The sequence below is a fragment of the Amycolatopsis sp. NPDC004747 genome (genome assembly GCF_053601335.1).
In genome coordinates this window covers 24,698-43,643 of record NZ_JBSGBQ010000044.1, presented here as the reverse complement: position 1 = coordinate 43,643, position 18,946 = coordinate 24,698, and the positions used below count along the sequence as shown (strand labels likewise).

Below are 18,946 nucleotides of genomic sequence, written 5' to 3'. Positions count from 1 at the left end.
GGCCAGAATCGTCGGCGTGCAGTTCGCCATCCTCGGGCCGGTCGAAGCCCGCCGTCCCGACGGGACCCCGGTCGCCCTCGGCGGGCCGCAGCTGCGGGGGCTGCTCGCCTTGCTCGCCCTCGATGCCGGGCGGTTCGTCAGCGCCGAACGGCTGATCGACGGCCTGCACGGCGAGCACCCGCCCGAGGGCGCCGCCGAGGCCCTCCAGTCCCAGGTCTCCCGGCTCCGGCGGCGGCTGCGGGACGGTGGCGCCCCCGACGGCCTCGTCGAGTTCGCCCCGGCCGGGTACCGGCTGGCCGTCGACCCGGCCGACGTCGACGTGCACCGCTTCGAGCGGCTCACCGCGCAGGCGCGGGAAACCCCCGACGCCGCAACGAAACTGGAGCTCTTCACCGAGGCCCTCGCGCTCTGGCGCGGCCCGGCGCTCGACGGGCTCGCCGACCCGCCGCGCGCGGCCCGGCTGGCGGAACTGCGGCTGGCCGCGGCCGAGGACCGCGTCGAAGCCGGGCTCGCGCTCGGCCACCACGAGCGGCTCGTCGCCGAGCTGCGGGAGCTCGCCCGCGAACACCCGCTGCGCGAACGCCTGACCGCCCAGCTCATGCGGGCCCTGCACGGCGGCGGCCGGTCCGCCGAAGCACTGGCGGTCTTCGCCGAAACCCGCGAACGCCTCGCCGGCGAACTCGGCGCCGACCCGTCGGCCGAACTCGCCGACGCGCACCTCGCGGTGCTCCAAGCCACCCCGGCGAGCCGGGTTCCGGTGCCGCTCACCGGGTTCGTCGGCCGCGCCGAGCTCGACCGGCTCACCGCGGCCCTGCGCGACCACCGGCTCGTCACGCTCACCGGGCCGGGCGGCGCCGGCAAGACCCGGCTCGCCGTCGAAGCGGCGGCGCGGGAGGCCGGTGACGACCGAGGCTTCGCCTCGGGCCGGGGGCTTCGCCACCCGGACCCCCGAAGCGCTGTGTGCTTCGTCGAACTCGCGGCGGCCACGGAGATCCCGCGCACCGTCCTCGCCGCGCTGGGCCTGCGCGAACAGGGCGTGCTGACGCCCGGCGCGGCCGCGGACCCGGCCGACCGCCTGGCCGCCGGGCTCGCCGACCGGCCGCTGCTGCTGGTCCTCGACAACTGCGAACACGTCATCGCCGAGGCCGCCCGGCTGGTGCGGCGCCTGCTGGCCGAGTGCGCCGGCCTGCGCGTGCTGGCCACCAGCCGGGAGGCACTGGGCCTGACCGGCGAGGCACTGGTGCCGGTCGGCGCGCTCCCCGCCGACGCCGCGGCACGCCTGTTCACCGACCGCGCCGCGGCCGTGGCGCCCGGCCAGGTGCCGGAGCCGGGCACGGTCAGCCGCATCTGCGCCGCCCTCGACGGTCTCCCGCTGGCCATCGAACTCGCCGCCGCGCGGCTGCGGTCGCTCTCCGCCGACGACGTCGCCGCCCGGCTCGGCGACCGGTTCCGGCTCCTCTCGCGCGGCGACCGGACCGCCGAACCGCGGCACCGGACCCTGCGCGGCGTCGTCGAATGGTCCTGGGACCTCCTCGACGCGGACGAGCAGCTGCTGGCGGGCCGGTTCGCGGTGTTCGCCGGCGGCGCGCGGCCGGCCGCCGTCGAGCGCGTCTGCGACGTCGACGACGCCGTGCTCACCGGTCTCGTCGAGAAGTCCTTCGTCGAGTTCGGCGGCGGCCGGTACCGGATGCTGGAGACCATTCGCGCGTTCTGTGCCGAACGGGGTGAGGACCGGCGCGCGGCGCACGCCGGCTACTTCCTGGACTTCGCGCTGGCCCGGGAGCCGAAGCTGCGCGGCGCGGACCAGCTGACCGCACTGGCCGAGCTCACCGCCGAACACGCCGACCTGCACGCGGCGCTGCGCTGGAGCACCACCGAAGCCCCGGAAACCGCGCTGCGGCTCGTCGCGGCGCTGTCCTGGTACTGGTGGCTGCGCGGCCTGCGCGGCGAGGCGACGTCGACCGCGGACGCCGTGCTCGCCGCCGTCGGTCCCGAACCGCCGGCGGGCCTGGCCGAGGAATACGTCCTGTGCGTGATCCAGGCGTCGGACACCGAAGTCGCCATCGAGCCGATCCTGCGGACGTTCGACGGGCCGCTGCGCTACCCGTACCTCTTCCTGCTGTGGGCCTTTTCCCCGCGCACCAAGGCCGAAGACGGCGCACGGCTGGCCGCGCTGATCGGCCCGGACGCGTGGTCACGGGCGTTCGCGCGGATCGGCGACGGCCTCGGCGCGCAGTACGGCGGCCGGATCGCCGAAGCCGAAGCGCACTTTTCGGCGTCGCTCGACGCGTTCCGCGCACTGGGCGACCGCTGGGGCGAGGCGAGCGCGCTGGAGAAGCTCGCCGAGTTCGCGGACTGGCGTGGTGACCACGCGCGGTTCCGCGAGCTGATGGACGAGTCCGTCCGGCTGGCCGGCGAGCTCGGCGCGGCCGAAGACGCCGCCGACCTGCTCTGCCGGCGCGCCGACGGCGTCCTGCGCCACGGCGACGCCGAAGCCGCGAAGGCCGACTATGAAGCCGCCGCCGAGCGGGCGCGCGCCGCGGGCACGCCGGTGACGCTCGCCCGGGCCCGCGGCGGGCTGGGGGAGATCGCGCGGCGCGCGGGCGACCTGGCCGCGGCCCGGCGCTGGTACGCCTCGGCTCTGGCCTTGGCCACGGATCCGGTGACCGGCGGCGAGACGCGCATCCGCGTCCACACCGGATTCGGCTGGACGGCGGCCGCCGAAGGCCGGCTCGAGGAGGCCACCGAACTGCACCAGGAAGCCCTGGCCACGGCGCTGGAACACGCGAACCTGCCCGGCGCGGCCCAGGCGCTCGAAGGGCTGGCCGGCGTGCTGGCCGCGCGGGAGGAGCACGAGCGGGCCGCGTTCCTGCTCGGCGTGGCGGTCGGGCTGCGCGGCGCGCCGGTCGCCGGGGACGCCGACGTCACCGGCGTGGCGGACCGCGTCCGGGCCCGCATCGGCGCCCCGGCCTATGCCTCGGCGTTCGACCGAGGCCGGGAAATGCCGCCCGAGCGGGCGATCGAGGAGGCCGGTCAGCGGCGGTTCGCGCTCGGTTCGTGAGCGGTCAGCGGCGCGGGCGATCCTTCGGGGCATGACGAAGCACATCCTGATCTCCGGCGCCGGCATCGGCGGCCCGGCCCTCGCCTGGTGGCTGCACCACCACGGCTTCCGCGCCACTGTCGTCGAGCGCGCTGCGAGCTTGCGCGAAGGCGGCTACAAGGTCGACATCCGCGGGGTCGCGGTCGACGTCGTCCGGCGGATGGGCCTGCTGGAGCGGGTGCACGCGGCGAGCACCGACATGCGCGGCGCGGCGTTCGTGGACAAGCGCGGCAAGGAGCTCGCCACCCTCGACGCGGACACGTTCGGCTTCCGCCACGGCGACGACACCGAGATCCTGCGCGGCGACCTGGCGAAGATCCTCCACGACGCCACCAGCTCGGACACGGACTACGTCTTCGGCGACTGGATCACCGGGCTCGACCAGCGTCCCGACGGCGTCGAGGTGACCTTCGCCCACGGTGCACCCGGCCGGTTCGACCTGGTGGTCGGCGCCGACGGCTTGCACTCCGGCGTCCGCGCGCTGGCGTTCGGCCCGGAGGAGGACCACCTGCGCCGGTTCGACGCGTACGTCTCCATCTCGACGGTGCCGAACACGTTCGAGCTGGACCGCTGGGAGCTCCTGCACCCCGCGGCGCCGGGCAGGATGGTGAACGTCTACAGCACGGCACGGGCGGCCGACGCGAAGGCGGCGTTCTGGTTCACCGCGCCCGCGCTGCCGTACGACCGCCGCGACGTCGACGGGCAGAAGGACATCGTGGCGGCCCGGTTCGCGGGCCTCGGCTGGGAAGTCCCGGCCCTGCTGGACGCCATGCGCTCGGCCGGCGACTTCTACTTCGACCCGGTGTGCCAGGTCGTCATGGACCGCTGGTCGACCGGCCGCGTGACGCTCCTCGGCGACGCGGGTTACTGCCCGTCCCCGGCATCGGGCCAGGGAACGAGCTTGGCCTTGGCGGGCGCGTATGTCCTGGCGGCCGAGCTGGCCGCGGACTTCCCGGGGGCGCTGCCGCGGTACGAAGCCTTGATGCGGCCGTACGTCGAGAAGAACCAGGCCTTGGCGAAGACGGCGTTGCGCGGGATCATCCCGCAGTCCCGGGCATTCGCGTGGTTCAACACCCGGATGATCAGGCTGATGCCGTACCTGCCGGGCCGCAACCGCGTCCTGGAGCAGATGTCCCGCCCCATCCGCGAGGCGGCGAACGCCTTGGCGCTGCCGGACTACCCTGCTGCCGACATGGCGTGCTGATCCCAGGCTTTGCGGAAGGCGATGACAAGCTCCCTCGCACCGTGGGGATTGGCGCCGAGGTAGCGCCGGGCGCGGGTCAGCGTCTCGAAACCTCCGGGACCCCGGACCACGCCCACGGCCATTCCCTGCTCGTCGAGCCGGTTGTCGAAGACGTCCAGCAGAACGGCCAGATATTCGGCCATCACCGCCACGTCGAGCCGGATGCCGGCGACGAAGCCAGGCGGCTCGTCGTCGGTCTCGGTGGCGGCGATCTTCGCCGCGAAGTTCCGGAGGAGATCGCCGGTCAGCTCGTCGACCGGGTACTCATCGAGCACGGCAATGAGTGTCGCCCCCGCCCCGCGGTCGGGGGACCGGCTCAGCCGGTCCATGGCCGCCCGTGCGGTGCGGCCGAGCTGACGGCGCACCAACCGGGCCGAGACCGCGGCCAGTTCGAGCTTCTCGGAGGGTCTGTGGTCGCTGATGGCCTCACTAAGGCGGATCAGTTCCCGCGCGAGCCCACCGGAGACGACGTAGGCCAGCGCCGCGAACTGTTCCGGAAGGTCGGCAACGCGCCGGTTCAGGAGCAGTTTCGCCTGGTCGAACGTCAGGTAGTCGACCCGGACGATCGTGTCGAAGGCACTGTCGAACACCGTTCGCATTCCCATGGCGGAGAGTTCGAAGTCGGCCAGGGCGTCTTCGGAAACCGAGACGAGGAAGTAGCAGTTGGGGACGTTGAAGACGGCCTTGAGTTCGTTGAGGAACTGCTGTGCCCCTTCGCCGTCGCTGATCCGGTCGAGTTCGTCGATGCCGACGAGCACCTTGCCGTTCAGGTTGCGCACGACCTCGGCGGCGACACCCAGGAAGGCGCGGAACCGGTCGACGAGCTGGGGATGGTTGAGCGGGATGTCGTCCCGCTTGACGGACGTCTTGCGCTTGAATCCGATTGCCCCACCGGACAGCGGCGGTGCGCCGAGGGAGAGTTCACCTTCGGTCGTGTGGCTCTGCAGGAAGCGGAGCTTGCTCCGCTCGCTCCTGGCTCGATGGAGAAGTTCGGAGGCGGTCATGATCCCCTGGCTGGGGCGGCGCTCGCGCTCGGCGCGGGTTCCGAGAGACAGCCGGAACATGCGCAGGAGCACGGAGAGCACCGACCGTGCCGACCCGTCCGAGGTGCGGGTCACCCGGTCGTTGATCGCCAGGTCGTGGTCCACGGCGTACTTCTCGACCTCGTCGCACAGCCTGCCGAACAGGTGGGTGAGGAAGTCCTTGGACTGGTATCCGACGGGGGCATCGACCCGCACGGACAGGTCCATGCGCGCTTGCTGCGCGCCGGTGCCGGTTTCCCGCAGCAACTGCCCGGCGCACCAGCGTTCGAGCAAGGTGGATTTACCGGCACCGCGGGGTCCGGCGAGGGCGAAGCTGCCCTTGCTGCGTTGCCGGAGCAGCTGGCGAAGTTCTTTGGTCGCCTGGGTGTCGATGTCGACCACCGCTTCGGAAACGATCTTGCTGGTCGAGGGCAGAACGGTGGCGTAGGGCGACGTGAGTTCTCCGCCCACCTCGGCCGCGAGCGGCAAGAGGCTGGTGCCGTAGAGGTACTCCAACCATCTGTCGAAGGCGGCCTGCGCCAGTGACTCCTCCACCTTGAAGTGCCCGACCAGTGTCTGGCCGGCCTTGTACAGAAACGCGACGACGGCGAATACGATCAGGCCGATGAGGATTCCCCGCGCCGTTCCGTAGAGAAGAACGCTGTGCCAGATCGCCGCTGCTGGTAGGGATAGGGCAAAGAGGAATGCGACGAGTTCTATGGGTTCGAACCTGAGTATTCGGACGTGGGCACTGAGTGCTACGTCGAGTGCGAGGCTCACCAGGAACAGCGGTATGCTGATGGCCAGCGTCCATTGCCAATAGCCTGACAAGCCTGCAGTCTGGGCGATCAGCAAGATGAGCCAAGGCATTGCCTGGACCACGGCGGCGCCGCTGACCACGCTGAAGAGATAGCCGAGCAGTCGCCAGGCGGCGCTCTTCGGGCCCCGTCTGGCCGCGTTTTGATAATTGTCGCGGGCGTTCAGGTAGTTTTGTTCGTAGCTGAATGCCTGCTCGAGCACCCCGTTGCGGTTCAGTTCGACCCGGTCGCGAAGCCTGTCCACGGCGGTCTGGGGTAGCTGCCATTTCCGGCCCACCTCGCCGATCAGGTGCTCCAGAACGTGTTCGGGGTGGTCCCGGCCTTCCTCCCAGGGGTGTTGGATCCTTCTCTCGATCGCGGACGACGCTGGCATGCGCCATGGTGTCTGCAGCCAAAGCGAAGCCCTGGCGGCTTGGGAATGGTGGGGATAGTACCGTTTGAACACAGCGACGACTTCGCGTGCCTCTGACCTCCGGTTGACGTCCAGCAGCGTCCTGGCGAGGTGCAGGCGCGTCCAGAACATCCGAGGGTCCGCGTCGAGCACTCGCTGGTAGGCTTCGATGATCTTCGGTGGTGGCGCGTTCTCGGCAACCAGCACGTCTGCGTGGCACGAGATGAGTTGCGGGCTCAGCGGGTCACGTCGAGCCGCCGTCTCGGCAAGCTCCCTCGCCGCTGCGAAACGGCCGTGCGCCAGCAGGCCGGTCACTGCTCCCAACACCGCGCCAGGCCGCCCGGATTCGATCTGAAGGGATTCCTGGAAGAGGAAGACTGCTGCTTTGTGAAATTCGAGATTCTTTTCCTTGAGTGCCTGGTCGACCAGTGTCCAGCCGAGGATTTCCAGTACTCCGGCATTCCGGGGAAACCGGAGCCGAAGATCTTCCGCCGCTGCTCTCGCCGCGGCGGCGGTCTGCCGGTCGAGCCGGAGGAGCTCGATGCGCACTATGGCTGCTCGAAGATCACCAGGGTCGCGTTCGAGGGCCAGTTCGGCCGAACCGAGCGCGGTACCGGTGGCGTCACACTCGGCGAGGCACAGGGCTCGTTCCACTCGCACCGCCGAAGACTTCTGCAGTGGTGAGTCGGCTCCTGCGATCAGCTGCAAAGCCTCATCGACCTGACCTGACATTCGCAGCGCAGTCGCCTGACCGGCCAGCGCTTCCGCGTTCGCAGGTTCCAGCTCGGACGCGGCCCGGAACGCCGCCAGTGCTCGGTCGACGTTGCGCAACGCGGCTCCGCAATTGAGTGCGGGGAACAGCGGGTCATCCGGTTGGCCGAGCGCGACAATCCCGCGCGCGAGCTCGACGTGGACCGAATTCCGCCACTCGTCGAGGTGGGCCAACTGTGCCCGCGCCTCGTCCCACCGACGCAGGAGCCACAGCGCACGGACCCGGCCGGCCATGGCGCACGGGTCATCGCCGGCGTCGGTTGCCCGCAGGGCATCGCAGGCCGCGAGCGCGGCGTGGCCGTCGAACTGCCGGAGCGCCGCATCAAGCTCCGCGAACGAGTCGCTCATGACGGTAGGTAGTCGGCCGAAGTGAACCTGTTACAGCCGGTGGGAATGTTCAGCCGCATGGAGCATCGGTCAATGCAGGGGATCGTGGCCCCAGTTCATGAGCGAGTGCCGCCAGGTGGTGTCCTTGACGTCGCCGGAAGGACGCTGGGCCAGGTGCCGGTGCACGTAGCCGACGACCTTGCGCATGTGCGCGAGGTCGTTGCCGGTGAGTTCGTCCTTCTTCTTCCGGAGGATCTCGACGATGTGCCTGCCGGACCGGTGCCCGATCGATTCGGCATCCTTGTGCTGTCCGGCGGCCTTCGACTCGTCGGTCTTCAGCCAGTCCTCCAGCTGCTTGGCGGTCATGTTGACGCTGCTGCCGAACTCGCGGCGGGTTTCTTCGTCGTCCATCCGGGACGGTTACCCGCGGCGGCCGCGCAGCACGCAGGTCAGCATCGGAAGGGTGAATTCGCCGTCCGCGGTCTCCGGTTCGGCGGCGAGGAAGGCCCTGATCCGGCCGAGGGTGTCCGCTCGCTCCCGGTCCGGCATGACCAGCACGCCCGCCCGGGTGGCCAGCGCCGCCACCAGGGAATCGGCGGTGCGGCGCTGGCCGTGCGGGAACTCGGCCCGGTCCGGCACCCCGAACCGGGAAGCCGGCACCGCGCCGGCTGTAGCGGCGCGCCAGCCGCCGGGTGTGTCCCGCGGGCCGATCACCGCGCTCCCGGCCGTGCGCGCCAGCCCGGCCACCCAGCCGACCCGGTCGTCCACGACGTTCCACAGCCCGGCCAGCACGCCGCCCGGCGCCAGGACCCGGGCGATCTCGGGGCCCGCGACCGCCATGTCGAACCAGTGCAGGGCGTTGCCGGCCAGCACCGCGTCGACGGACGAGGCCGGCAGCGGGATCGCTTCGGCGCTGCCCGGCCGGGCCCGGGCACCCGGCAGGGTACGGCGCAGCTGCGCCAGCATCGCCGGGTCGGGCTCGACCGCGGTCACGTCGAGGCCGGAGGCCATCAGCGCGGCGGTGAGCTTGCCGGTTCCGGCGCCGAGGTCGAGCACCCGCGGCCCGGGCGCCGGCTCGAGCGCCCAGCGCACCGCCGCGGGCGCGTAGTCCGGGCGGTGCTCGGCGTAGGCGGCCGCCGCCCCGCCGAACGACGACGCGAGCTCGTTCTGCTCCACGCGGTCACCGTATCGGGTGCCCGCCGCCCGGATCAGGTGGTGAGCGAGCCGATCGGGGGTACCCGGCTCGTCATGACCAAGGAATTCAAGAAGGGTGACCGCGTCAAGTGGGACGCCGGCAACCAGAGCTCCGTCGGCACCGTCGAGGAAAAGCTCACCCAGGACACCCACGCCGGCAAGCGGGACGTCAAAGCGTCCCCCGACAACCCCCAGTACCTCGTCCGCAGCGAGAAGTCCGGCAAAACCGCCGTCCACCACCCGGACAAGCTCCACAAGGCCTAACGCGCCGCGCGGACCTTCTCCGCGACCTCCGTCAGCTCCTCCCGCGACCGCACCCGCCAGTCCGCGCTCATCGTGAACCCGTCGCCCGGGTACCGGGGGATCACGTGCAGGTGGACGTGCGGGATCTCCTGGCCCGCGGCCTCGCCGTCGGCCAGGAACAGGTTGATCGCCTCGCAGCGCAGGTCCGTGCGCCGCAACGCCGACGCCAGCTCCTGGGCGATCGTGAACATCCGCGCACCCGCCGGGGCCGGCAGCGAAGCCAGGTCTGCGAAGTGCGCACGGGGGAGGACCAGGAGGTGACCCGTCGTCACCGGGCGAAGGTCGGCGACCGCCACGAACTCGTCGTCCTCGTGGACGAACGCCGCGGGTGCCGTTCCCGAGCCGATCGCGCAGAAAACGCATTCCCCGGTCGACGTGGTCGCCGGCATGCGGCGGAGCTCGGCCATGCGGTGACCCTATCGGCCGCCGAGCCAGTGGTGCAGTGCCCACCACGACCGCACGGCGTCGAGCACGCGGCCGGAGCTGTTCTCCGCCAAGGTGACCGGGGTCAGCTCGGCCAGCCGGTCGAGGCGGTAGCGGACGGTGTTCGGGTGCAGGTGCAGCGCTTCGGCCGTCGGGCGCAGGCGCTGGCCGTGGTCGAGGTAGGCCAGCGCCGTCGCGGCCAGCTCGCGGTGGAACGCGTTGCCGCGGTCGAGCGCGCCGAGCAAGCCCGTTGTCAGCAGGTCCGCCAGCCGCGGCTGGGCCGTCAACGCGACTTCGCCCGCCAGTGACGTCAGGTCGTGGTAGCCCGGGCCGGCGATCCGGGCCGCCGCCGTGCAGAGCCGGTGCACCTCCCGCAGCTCGGGCAGCGCGGACGGCGGTGCGACGACCACCAGGACGCCCTCGGCCAGGGGCACCCCGGCCGGCGGGCGTGCCGCCAAGCCGGTCAACCTGCCCTCGACCAGCCCGTACACCCCGCCGAACTCCAGCAGCGCCTGTTCGAGCGTGCGCGCCCGTGCCGGGTCGCTGACGTCGGACACCACACACGAGTACCGGCCGTCGGGACGCAGCCCCGCCTGCCGGAGCTCCTCCGGCGTGGGCGGGTGCCCGGCGAGCAGCAGGGTGCGCAGCAGCTGGGTCCGCGCGTCGCGCACCGTCCGCGACAGCTGCAGCTCGGCGGCGTGGTAGCCCTTCACGATGTGCCGTTCCAGCGCGCCGGTGTAGCGCTCGGCCTCGAGGATGGTCTCGAGGATGACGTCGTCGGCCAGGCCGGCGGCCCGCGCGCGTTCGACGGCGAAGCGGGCGGCGAGCGTGCGACCGGCCTGCACCCCGCGCAGCAGGTCGGCGAGCGGGACACCCTGCTCGGCGCGGTCGGCGCCCAGCGCCTCGGCGGTCGTGTAGTCCGCGGTGTCGGGGTTCGTGGTGGCGCGCAGCGCGGCCGAGAGCAGGAAGCGGACGTGCCGCCGGTTCTCGGCTTCCGGCAGCCGCGCGACCTCGGGCGACTGGCTGCGCGCGGCCTTCACCAGCTCGTCGACCACCGTGTCGTCGGCGGCCATCGCGTCGAGCACCTGCCGAAGCAGCGGTGAGGCCGGCACGGCACCTCCCGTTGTGGCAGGGCCACAACGCCGTGGCCGCGATGTTGGGCGAGCGGCCCTACCGGAGCGGCTCCGGTGGCCGGTTATCGTGACAATACCGGACAGTAACGTCGATTCTCCGCACCTCTTCAATGTCGAAAGGTGTTCCCCGTGCGCAATTCCCGCCGGAAGCGGTCGTACCTCTCGTCCCTGGCCTGCCTCACCGCGTCCGTCGCCCTGCTGGTCACCGGGGCCGCGGTGCCGGCGACCGGCGCGGCGGCCCTGCGGGAGGTGATGTTCGTCGGCAACAACTGGGAAGGCACGGCGGACGTCATCCAGTCCCGCGGCTCGTTCGCCCGCATCGGGCGGGTGAACATCATCCCGGACAAGGACCAGCGCCTGACGGAGATCTACCTCAACCCGGTCAAGCTGGCCTTCTTCCTCGGCATCCGCAACGGGCCCGGCGAAGGGCACGACCAGTTCGTCGACGACATGTACACCACGCCGGACGGCTCTTCGGTGGTGGCGTCGCGGCCGAGCTTCGCCGACGTCGTCTCGATCAACCTGAGCACCGGCCGGATCAACTGGCGCTTCCCGGTGTCGGGCTTCCGCTCCGACCACATGGCGGTCTCGCCGGACGGCCGCCGCGTCGCCGTCTCGGCTTCGACGGCCAACACCGTGCACGTGCTGGACATCGTCACCGGGCAGCAGGTGGGCTCGTTCGCCACCGGCGACAAGCCGCACGAGAACGTGTTCACCGACGGCGGCCGGTACCTCTGGAACATGTCGATCGGCGAGGTCAACACCGACCTCGACGACCCGGGCTGGGACTTCACCAAGGGGGACCGGCACATCACCGTGGTCGACGCCGCGACCTTCCGCCAGGTCAAGGTGATCGACATGCGCCAGCGGCTCGACGCCTTCGGCCGCAGCGACCTCTCGGACGCCGTGCGCCCGGTCGCGTTCACCCCGGACGAGTCGAAGCTGTACTTCCAGGTGTCGTTCTTCAACGGCTTCGCCGAGTACGACGTCGCCACCGACAAGATCACCCGGGTGAAGGAACTGCCGAAGAACCCGGCCACCAGCGACGACCGCAAGACCTTCGTCAACGACTCGCGCCACCACGGCATGTCGATGAACGCGGCGGGCACCAAGCTCTGCATCGCCGGCACGATGGACGACTACGCCACGGTCGTCGACCGCGCGTCCCTGCAGCAGAGCACGCTGGTGCCGGCGGTGAAGCCGTACTGGGCGACGGTGAGCGGTGACGGCCAGGCGTGCGTGATTTCCGAGGCCGGCGCCGACCGGGTCACGGCCATCGACTTCGCGACCGGGCAGAAGCTCGTCTCGGTGCCGGTGGGCGACCACCCGCAGCGGGTCCGCATCGGCCACGTCCCGGACGGCTGGACGGGACCGGCGGGGTCCTGACCCTCAGGAGGCGGCGAAGGCCGCGGTGAGCCAGCCGCGGACTTCGTCGTCCACATCGGACACCGCACGCAGGCTCAGCCGGTGCCCGACCCGGGGTCCGCTCGCCCAGCTCGCCGGGGCGATGCGGGCCGTCTCGACGGGACTCGGCAGCCACAGGTACACCAGCACGTCCCGGGACCGCGGGCGCAGTTCGGCCAGCTTCCGGTCCCGCTTGAGGAACACCCCGACCTTGACGGCGTCTTCGTGGACGTCGCCGAGGGTGCGCAGGTGCTCGATCACCGCTTCGTAGACCTCGCGCTGCCACGGGGCCTTGCCGGCGAACGTCTGCTCGACCGTGCAGCCGGGAACGCAGGTGTGCCCCTGGCCGGCGCGCGCGAACTCGCGGTCGCAGCGCGGGCACGTCCACCGGGTCGGCATGCCGTCCAGGATCGCACTCACAGCGCCGCCGGGCCGAGCGCCGGGACGGTGGCGGCCGCGTGCACCAGCCGGCGGGCCGCCTCGGCCGCGGCCTGCCGCTCCGGCGGCGGCAGCTTGTCCAGCAGCGCGCCCAGCGCGGCGTGCCGCCGCTCGAGCATCCGCGCCACGATCTCGTGCCCGGACGCCGTCACCTCGAGGGTGACGACGCTGCGGTTGCCGGGGCTGCGGCCGCGGGCCACGTACCCGAGGGCCTGCAGGCGGTCGGCCAGCCGCGTCACCGAGGACGCGTTGACGCCCATCGCCGCCGCCAGCTGCGAGCTCGGCACCCGGCCGAGCCGGTCGAGGACCAGCAGCAGCCGCGACTGCGGGAACGACACCTCCGGCGGGGCCGCGTGCGCGCATTCCCACGCGATCCCGACCAGGACCACGGTGAGGCCGTCCAGGGCCGCCACTTCCGCGTCGGCGCCTTCGAGGGGTTGCATGGCGCAATATTTGCCAATCGCAAGAGCATCGGTCAAGATGGACATCCCCGGCATCGGCCGGCGGCGTTCGGCCGGATCGGCCATTCTTCTTTTTCGCGTGCCATCGACCTGTTTCGAAGCTGAATCCGTTGGCGCACAAGGAAAATTCTTCGGATTTCGCTGAACCTCCGCGCGACGGCGTCCGTGTACCGCGTACCCGAACTGTCGTCAAAAGGAGGAACCATGCCGGATCACCGTGGCATGACGGGCCGCGCCAAGGCCCGGACCGCGCTGGTCGTCGTGGCCACGCTCGCCGTGGTCGGCGTGGGCTCGGTGATGGTGCTGAACGCCAACGCCCAGACCGCGCCCGGCTCGACGCAGGCCCAGGTCCCGGCGCACAACATGCCCGGTATGCAGCTGGGCTCGGCCGCCCAGGCCGGGGCCGGGGACAACCCGGCGGGGGCCGGCCCCGTCACCGAGCTCGACAAGACGTTCCTGGTCAAGGTCCGCCAAGCCGGGCTCTGGGAGATCCCCGCCGGCGACCTGGCCCAGACCAACGCCAGCAGTGAACAGGTGAAGCGCGCCGGGCTGCACCTGCTGGACGGGCACTCGCACCTCGACCAGCTCGTCCGCGAGGACGCGAAGATGCTCGGCGTGCCGCTGCCGGACAAGGCGACGGCCGAACAGCAGGACTGGGTCCGCCAGCTGACCAACGCCCGGGGCGCGGAGTTCGACAGGCTGTTCGCGAACGTGCTGCGGGCGTCGCACGGCAAGATCTTCGCGACCATCGCCGAGGTCCGCGCCGGTACGCAGAACGACGTCATCCGGCGGCACGCGACGCAGGCGAACCAGACCGTCCTCGACCACATGACGGTCCTCGAGGACACCGGGCTGGTCGACGCCAAGACGATCGAGGAGGTCGCCGAGGCGGTGAACCCGCCCGCGAAGTGAGGCACCCGGGAGGACGGTGGCCGCCCGCCGGGGATCCGGGCGGCTACCGGGCCGGCGGCACGATGCCGTACTCGTGGATCTTGCGGTAGATCGTCGCCCGGGAGATGCCCAGGAGCTTCGCCGCGCGGACCTTGTTGCCGTCCGCGTCCTCCAGGCACCGCACGATGGCGTCCCGCTCGATCGACTCGAAGCGGTTCAGCGGCCGCCGGGTCACCGCGTGGAACTCCGCCGGGAGGTCGCCGGGGCGGATGGTGCCCGCGCGGCGGCGCTGGGCCACCTTGCGCAGCACCTGGTGCAGCTGGCCGGTGTTGCCCGGCCACTCCGCCCGCATCAGCAGGTGCAGGGCCGCGGCCGAGCAGGTCAGCCGTCCGCCGTAGCCGAGCTTGCTCAGCACCAGCGGGACGAGGTCCGCGAGGTCTTCGACGTGGTGGCGCAGCGGCGGCACCCGCACGGTCCGGGGGAAGGACTTCAGCAGCTCGGCCAGCGCGGGTTCGGTTTCGGCCTCCGGCACGAGGGTGACGACGACCCACGGCGGGCTCACGTCCTCGCGCAGGGTCCGCAGGACCGCCGCCAGCGCGGTGGCCGCCGGGGCCGTCAGCCGGTCGGCGTGCCGGACCACCAGCGTGCGGATCGGGGCTTCGGCGTGCTCGCGCAGCAGCGCGGCCCAGTCCGTGCCGGGCGTGACGTCGACGGTGAGCAGCCGCGCCGCCGGGTGGTGGCGCTGGTGCAGGCCCTTCGCCAGGGTCAGCTTGCCGGTGCCCGGCTCGCCCTCCAGGGCGACCCACTCGCCGCGCTGGTGGCCGGTGTCGAGTTCGTGCCCGCAGCGCAGCCACAGCGGCGCCGACCCGACGACACCCGGCAGGTACATCGGCAGCATCGGGGTCGACACGGCGAGGGTCTCCTCGGCCTCGATCAGCTTCACCGACAGCACACCGCCCGCCGTCTCCGACTCGCGACGGCCCGCGACGCGGCGGCACAGCACGCGGACGCGCAGCCCGCTGGACAGCGACAGCGTCGCCGGGGTCCGGCGGCCCTCCGCGAGTGCTTCGGTGGCGTGGCCGAGCAGTACCGACTGGTCGGCCGGGTCGAGCAGCTGCCGGGCCCGGTCGTTCATCATCACGATGTCTTCGTTGAACGCCAGCACGATGCCCGTCCACCGGCGGCAGGTCTGCAGGTAGGCCTGGAAGAGCATCATCTCCCGCAGGTCGCTGTGCCGCAGCAGCGCCTGGCGGATCTGCTCGGCCGTCGAGCGGGCCAGCGCGACGAGCAGGCCGCCGGCGTCCTTGTACCAGCACGTGAGGTCGACCGCGCCGACCTTCTTGCCCGAGATCGGGTGGTGGATCGGCACACCCGCGCAGGCCAGGTTCTCCAGGTGCTCGGCGTAGTGCTCGTGGCCGAACACCGTCGTCGGGCGGCCGTCCTCCAGCGCGGTGCCGATGCCGTTCGTGCCGACCGACTGCTCGCCGTAGCTGAACCCGGGCACCAGTTCGACGCGCTCCAGGTGCCGGGCCAGGTCGGCGTCGCCGGTCCGCTGGGTGAGCACGACGCCGCTGGGGTCGGTGAGGATGAGGCTGATCGGCTGGCCGTCGAACTGCTCGCCCAGCTTGTGGAGCACCGGCTCGGCGCCGCGCATGAGCGGGATGTCGAGGTTCTGGTCGCCGAGGTAGAGCGGGTCGATCCGGTCGGCCTCGACCTGGAACTCCCGCGACCGCCGCCACGAGGCCAGGATCGTCGGCCGGACGACGCCCTCGGGGACCGCTTCGGCGGTCAGGAACCGCACCCGGGTGCGGGCGAGCTCGTGGTCGGCGAGCACGGTTCCGGGCGCGTTCTCGTCCACGTGACCTCCAGTTCCCGCGGCCCACGTGGGTGCGGGCACACCCGTTGTGCCGCCGGTCCAGGGTAGATCCGTCCCGCCGGTTCCGGTGTCTCAAATTGAGACGCTCCCGGCGCCGCCGCGGCGGTGCGATGGACCCATGGCCGCCGAGACGTACAACCCCTGGACGATCGTCAACCTGGTCTTCACGCACCTGGCCGAGCAGGGCCTGCACCCCGAGCTCGGGGTGGCGGGCCACCCCGGCGAGCCCGCCGCCGCGCTGCTGCGCGCGTTCGGGATCGTCCCCACCGTCGAGGGGGACGCGCGCGTGCAGGCGGGGATCCACGACGAGCTGGCCGGCCTGCGGGCGCGGCTGCTCGGCACGCCCTCCAGCAGCGGCTCTGTCTCAGATTGAGACCCGCGTCTCCCACGGGTGCCCTCCTAATGGGGACCGCAGGACGCCCCGGGCGGCGAACCACGGACAAGGAGTGATCCATGAGTCGCCAAAGTGTGGCGAAAGCCCACCAGAAGATCCAGGAACTTTCGTGGGAACCGGCGTACCACACCCCGGTCTCGCACTACGGCACCGACTACACCTTCCGGAAGGCCAAGAAGAAGGACCCGCTGAAGCAGGTCCTCCGCTCGTACTTCCCGATGCAGGAGGAAAAGGACCACCGGGTCTACGGCGCCGAGGACGGCGCGATCCGCGGCAACATGTTCCGCCAGGTGCAGGAACGCTGGCTGGAGTGGCAGAAGCTGTTCCTGTCGATCATCCCGCTGCCGGAGATCTCGGCCGCGCGGGCGATGCCGCTGCTGTTCCGCACGGTCCCGAACCCGGAACTGCACAACGGCCAGGCGATCCAGATGATCGACGAGGTCCGGCACTCGACGATCCAGCAGAACCTCAAGCGCCTGTACATGCAGAACTACATCGACCCGGCGGGTTTCAACTCGAGCCTGCGCAACTTCCAGAACGACTACTGCGGCACCATCGGCCGCCAGTTCGCCGAAGGGTTCATCACCGGGGACGCCATCACCGCGGCGAGCATCTACCTCACGATCGTCGCGGAAACGGCGTTCACGAACACGCTGTTCGTCGCCATGCCCGCCGAGGCCGCCGCGAACGGCGACTACCTGCTGCCCACGGTGTTCCACTCGGTGCAGTCCGACGAATCCCGGCACATCAGCAACGGCTACGCGACGCTGCTGATGGCGCTGTCCGACGAAAGCAACCACCAGCTGCTCGAACGCGACCTGCGGTACGCGTGGTGGAACAACCACGCCGTCGTCGACGCCGCGATCGGCACGTTCATCGAATACGGCACCAAGGACCGCCGCAAGGACCGCGAAAGCTACGCGGAGATGTGGCGCCGCTGGATCTACGACGACTACTACCGCTCCTACCTGGTCCCGCTGGAGAAGTACGGGCTCGTCATCCCGCACGACCTCATCGAGGAGGCGTGGAACCGGATCTGGAACAAGGGGTACGTCCACGAAGTCGCGCAGTTCTTCGCCACCGGGTGGCTCGCCAACTACTGGCGGATCGACCCGATGACCGACGAGGACTTCGAGTGGTTCGAGTACAAGTACCCGGGCTGGTACGACAAGTACGGCAAGTGGTGGGAGAACTACAACCGCCTCGCGACGCCGAACGGGCACCACCCGATCGTCGCCGAGGACGTCGGCTACGTGTACCCGCACCGCTGCTGGACCTGCATGGTGCCCTGCCTGATCCGCGAGGACATGGTGGTCGACCAGGTCGACGGCCAGCACCGGACGTACTGCTCGGAGACCTGCCGCTGGACCGACGCCGAGGCGTTCCGGCCCACCTACCAGGGCCGCAACACGCCCAACATGGGCAAGCTGGTCGGTGCCCGCGAGTGGGAGACGCTCTACCACGGCTGGAACTGGGCCGACGTCGTCTCCGACATGGGCTTCGTCCGCGACGACGGCAAGACCATGGTCGCCCAGCCGCACCTGGACCTCGACCCGAAGAAGATGTGGACGCTCGACCACCTGCGCCGGATGCCCGAGGTGCAGTCGCCGAACGTGCTGCTCAACCAGATGACCGACGCCGAGCGCGCCGCGTTCGTCGCCGACTACAACCGCCAGGGCCCGGCCGGGCGCCCGGCGCCGCAGGCCTGACGGGGCGGGGTCCGGCATGGGAGAGAAGCACCGCGTCCGGTTCGAGCCGGTCGGGATCGAGATCGACGTCAACGAGGAGCAGACGATCCTGCGCGCCGCCGCGGAGCAGGGCGTCATGCTCATGCACGGCTGCAAGGAAGGGCAGTGCGCGGCCTGCAAGTCGTTCCTCCTCGACGGCGACGACGTCGAACACGACCGGTACTCGACCTTCGCGCTCCCCGACTACGAAAAGGAGGAAGGCTTCACGCTGCTGTGCCGGGCCCACGCCTACGAAGACCTGACGATCGAGCTGCTCAACTACGACGAGGAGATGATCCAGTCCGGCCTGCCGATCCAGGAGGCGACGGTCGAGGTCGTCGCGAACGAACCCGTCACGCACGACCTGCGCCACCTGGTCGTCCGGCTGGACGGGGACCTGAAGTTCTTCCCCGGCCAGTACTTGGACTTCGCCGTCCCGGGCACCGAGGAGACGAGGTCGTTCTCGATGGCCAACACCTCGGCCCGCGACGGGTTCCTGGAGTTCGTCATCAAGATCTACCCCGACGGGTTGTTCTCCCGGTTCCTGGCCGCGCAAGTCGCGGTCGGCGACCGGCTCCGGGTGACCGGCCCGTTCGGGGTGTTCACCTTGCGGGACAACCCGGGCGCGGACCTCGTCTTCGTCGGCGGCGGGGCCGGGATGGCGCCGATCCTGTCGCTGCTGCGGTCGATGGCCGAGCGCGGGATCGACCGGAAGGCGACCTTCTTCTACGGCGCCCGCCGTCGCCGTGACCTCTGCTTCGAGGCGGAACTGCGGGAGCTGGAAGCGAAACTGCCCGGCCTCCGGTACGTGCCCGCGCTGTCCGAGCCGGGTGACGACGACTGGACCGGCGAGACCGGCTTCGTCACCGACGTCCTGCGCCGGGCCGGCGTCGACCTCACCGGCGCGGACGCCTACGTCTGCGGGCCGCCACCGATGGTGGAGGCCGCGCTCGAGCTGCTGCCCGCGCTCGGCGTCGCGGACAAACGCGTCTTCTACGACAAGTTCACCACCACGGGCGAAGGGTAGGAA

The 18,946-nt window shown here is 71.2% G+C and carries 16 protein-coding genes; 8 read left to right on the top strand and 8 right to left on the bottom strand.

Annotated features, from left to right (window positions below; all coding sequences use genetic code 11):
- The first annotated feature begins 16 nt into the window (after positions 1-16).
- A complete protein-coding gene (locus ACWEGE_RS42180; RefSeq protein ID WP_449666110.1) occupies positions 17-3,061 on the top strand; it encodes an ATP-binding protein in 3,045 nt (1,014 codons plus the stop codon).
- A gap of 31 nt (positions 3,062-3,092) precedes the next feature.
- Positions 3,093-4,304: an FAD-dependent monooxygenase gene (locus ACWEGE_RS42175; protein ID WP_449666109.1), complete on the top strand. Its 1,212-nt coding sequence runs from the start codon at positions 3,093-3,095 to the stop codon at positions 4,302-4,304.
- Here the strand turns inward: ACWEGE_RS42175 and ACWEGE_RS42170 are convergent.
- The 3 genes from ACWEGE_RS42170 to ACWEGE_RS42160 form a co-directional block, all read right to left on the bottom strand.
- A complete protein-coding gene (locus tag ACWEGE_RS42170) occupies positions 4,277-7,693 on the bottom strand; it encodes a hypothetical protein (RefSeq protein ID WP_449666108.1) in 3,417 nt (1,138 codons plus the stop codon). The genes ACWEGE_RS42175 and ACWEGE_RS42170 overlap by 28 nt on opposite strands.
- 69 nt (positions 7,694-7,762) lie before the next feature.
- Entirely contained in the window at positions 7,763-8,083 is a 321-nt protein-coding gene (locus ACWEGE_RS42165; RefSeq protein WP_449666107.1) for a DUF3140 domain-containing protein, read from the bottom strand.
- A gap of 9 nt (positions 8,084-8,092) precedes the next feature.
- Positions 8,093-8,848 carry a class I SAM-dependent methyltransferase gene (locus tag ACWEGE_RS42160; RefSeq protein WP_449666106.1) on the bottom strand — a complete coding sequence of 252 codons (756 nt, stop codon included), beginning with the start codon at positions 8,846-8,848 and terminating at the stop codon, positions 8,093-8,095.
- Positions 8,849-8,920: 72 nt separating this feature from the next.
- Here ACWEGE_RS42160 and ACWEGE_RS42155 point away from each other — a divergent pair, with 72 nt between their 5' ends.
- On the top strand, positions 8,921-9,130 hold the full coding sequence (locus ACWEGE_RS42155) for a DUF2945 domain-containing protein (RefSeq protein WP_449666105.1): 210 nt from the start codon (positions 8,921-8,923) through the stop codon (positions 9,128-9,130).
- Here the strand turns inward: ACWEGE_RS42155 and ACWEGE_RS42150 are convergent.
- Positions 9,127-9,576 (bottom strand): HIT family protein, encoded by a 450-nt coding sequence (locus ACWEGE_RS42150; RefSeq protein WP_449666104.1) that lies wholly within the window; start codon positions 9,574-9,576, stop codon positions 9,127-9,129. The two genes, ACWEGE_RS42155 and ACWEGE_RS42150, sit on opposite strands and share 4 nt — an antisense overlap.
- Before the next feature lie 9 nt (positions 9,577-9,585).
- The gene (locus ACWEGE_RS42145) at positions 9,586-10,704 is read right to left on the bottom strand and encodes a helix-turn-helix domain-containing protein (RefSeq protein WP_449666103.1); all 1,119 of its coding nucleotides are present in this window, start codon (positions 10,702-10,704) and stop codon (positions 9,586-9,588) included.
- A gap of 150 nt (positions 10,705-10,854) precedes the next feature.
- Between ACWEGE_RS42145 and ACWEGE_RS42140 the strand changes: the two genes are divergently transcribed.
- Positions 10,855-12,111, top strand: a complete 1,257-nt coding sequence (locus tag ACWEGE_RS42140) for a YncE family protein (protein ID WP_449666102.1) — start codon at positions 10,855-10,857, stop codon at positions 12,109-12,111.
- Between the two features lie 3 nt (positions 12,112-12,114).
- Here the strand turns inward: ACWEGE_RS42140 and ACWEGE_RS42135 are convergent, their stop codons facing one another.
- Positions 12,115-12,528, bottom strand: a complete 414-nt coding sequence (locus ACWEGE_RS42135; RefSeq protein ID WP_449666101.1) for a DUF5655 domain-containing protein — start codon at positions 12,526-12,528, stop codon at positions 12,115-12,117.
- A gap of 17 nt (positions 12,529-12,545) precedes the next feature.
- Positions 12,546-13,010 carry a MarR family transcriptional regulator gene (locus ACWEGE_RS42130; protein ID WP_449666100.1) on the bottom strand — a complete coding sequence of 155 codons (465 nt, stop codon included), beginning with the start codon at positions 13,008-13,010 and terminating at the stop codon, positions 12,546-12,548.
- 222 nt (positions 13,011-13,232) lie between these two features.
- On the opposite strand from ACWEGE_RS42130, the gene ACWEGE_RS42125 reads away from it, so the two are divergent.
- Positions 13,233-13,940, top strand: coding sequence for a DUF4142 domain-containing protein (locus ACWEGE_RS42125; protein ID WP_449666099.1), 708 nt, complete (start codon positions 13,233-13,235; stop codon positions 13,938-13,940).
- Positions 13,941-13,983: 43 nt separating this feature from the next.
- On the opposite strand, the gene ACWEGE_RS42120 is transcribed toward ACWEGE_RS42125, so the two are convergent.
- Positions 13,984-15,777 carry a sigma-54-dependent Fis family transcriptional regulator gene (locus ACWEGE_RS42120; RefSeq protein ID WP_449666098.1) on the bottom strand — a complete coding sequence of 598 codons (1,794 nt, stop codon included), beginning with the start codon at positions 15,775-15,777 and terminating at the stop codon, positions 13,984-13,986.
- A 136-nt stretch (positions 15,778-15,913) separates the two neighbouring features.
- Here ACWEGE_RS42120 and ACWEGE_RS42115 point away from each other — a divergent pair, with 136 nt between their 5' ends.
- From ACWEGE_RS42115 to ACWEGE_RS42105, 3 genes are all read left to right on the top strand, one after another.
- Positions 15,914-16,168 (top strand): hypothetical protein, encoded by a 255-nt coding sequence (locus ACWEGE_RS42115; RefSeq protein ID WP_449666097.1) that lies wholly within the window; start codon positions 15,914-15,916, stop codon positions 16,166-16,168.
- 80 nt (positions 16,169-16,248) lie between these two features.
- Complete coding sequence (locus ACWEGE_RS42110; protein WP_449666096.1) at positions 16,249-17,898, top strand: methane monooxygenase; 1,650 nt, start codon at positions 16,249-16,251, stop codon at positions 17,896-17,898.
- Positions 17,899-17,914: 16 nt separating this feature from the next.
- The gene (locus ACWEGE_RS42105; RefSeq protein ID WP_449666095.1) at positions 17,915-18,943 is read left to right on the top strand and encodes an FAD-binding oxidoreductase; all 1,029 of its coding nucleotides are present in this window, start codon (positions 17,915-17,917) and stop codon (positions 18,941-18,943) included.
- The last annotated feature ends 3 nt before the right edge of the window (positions 18,944-18,946 follow it).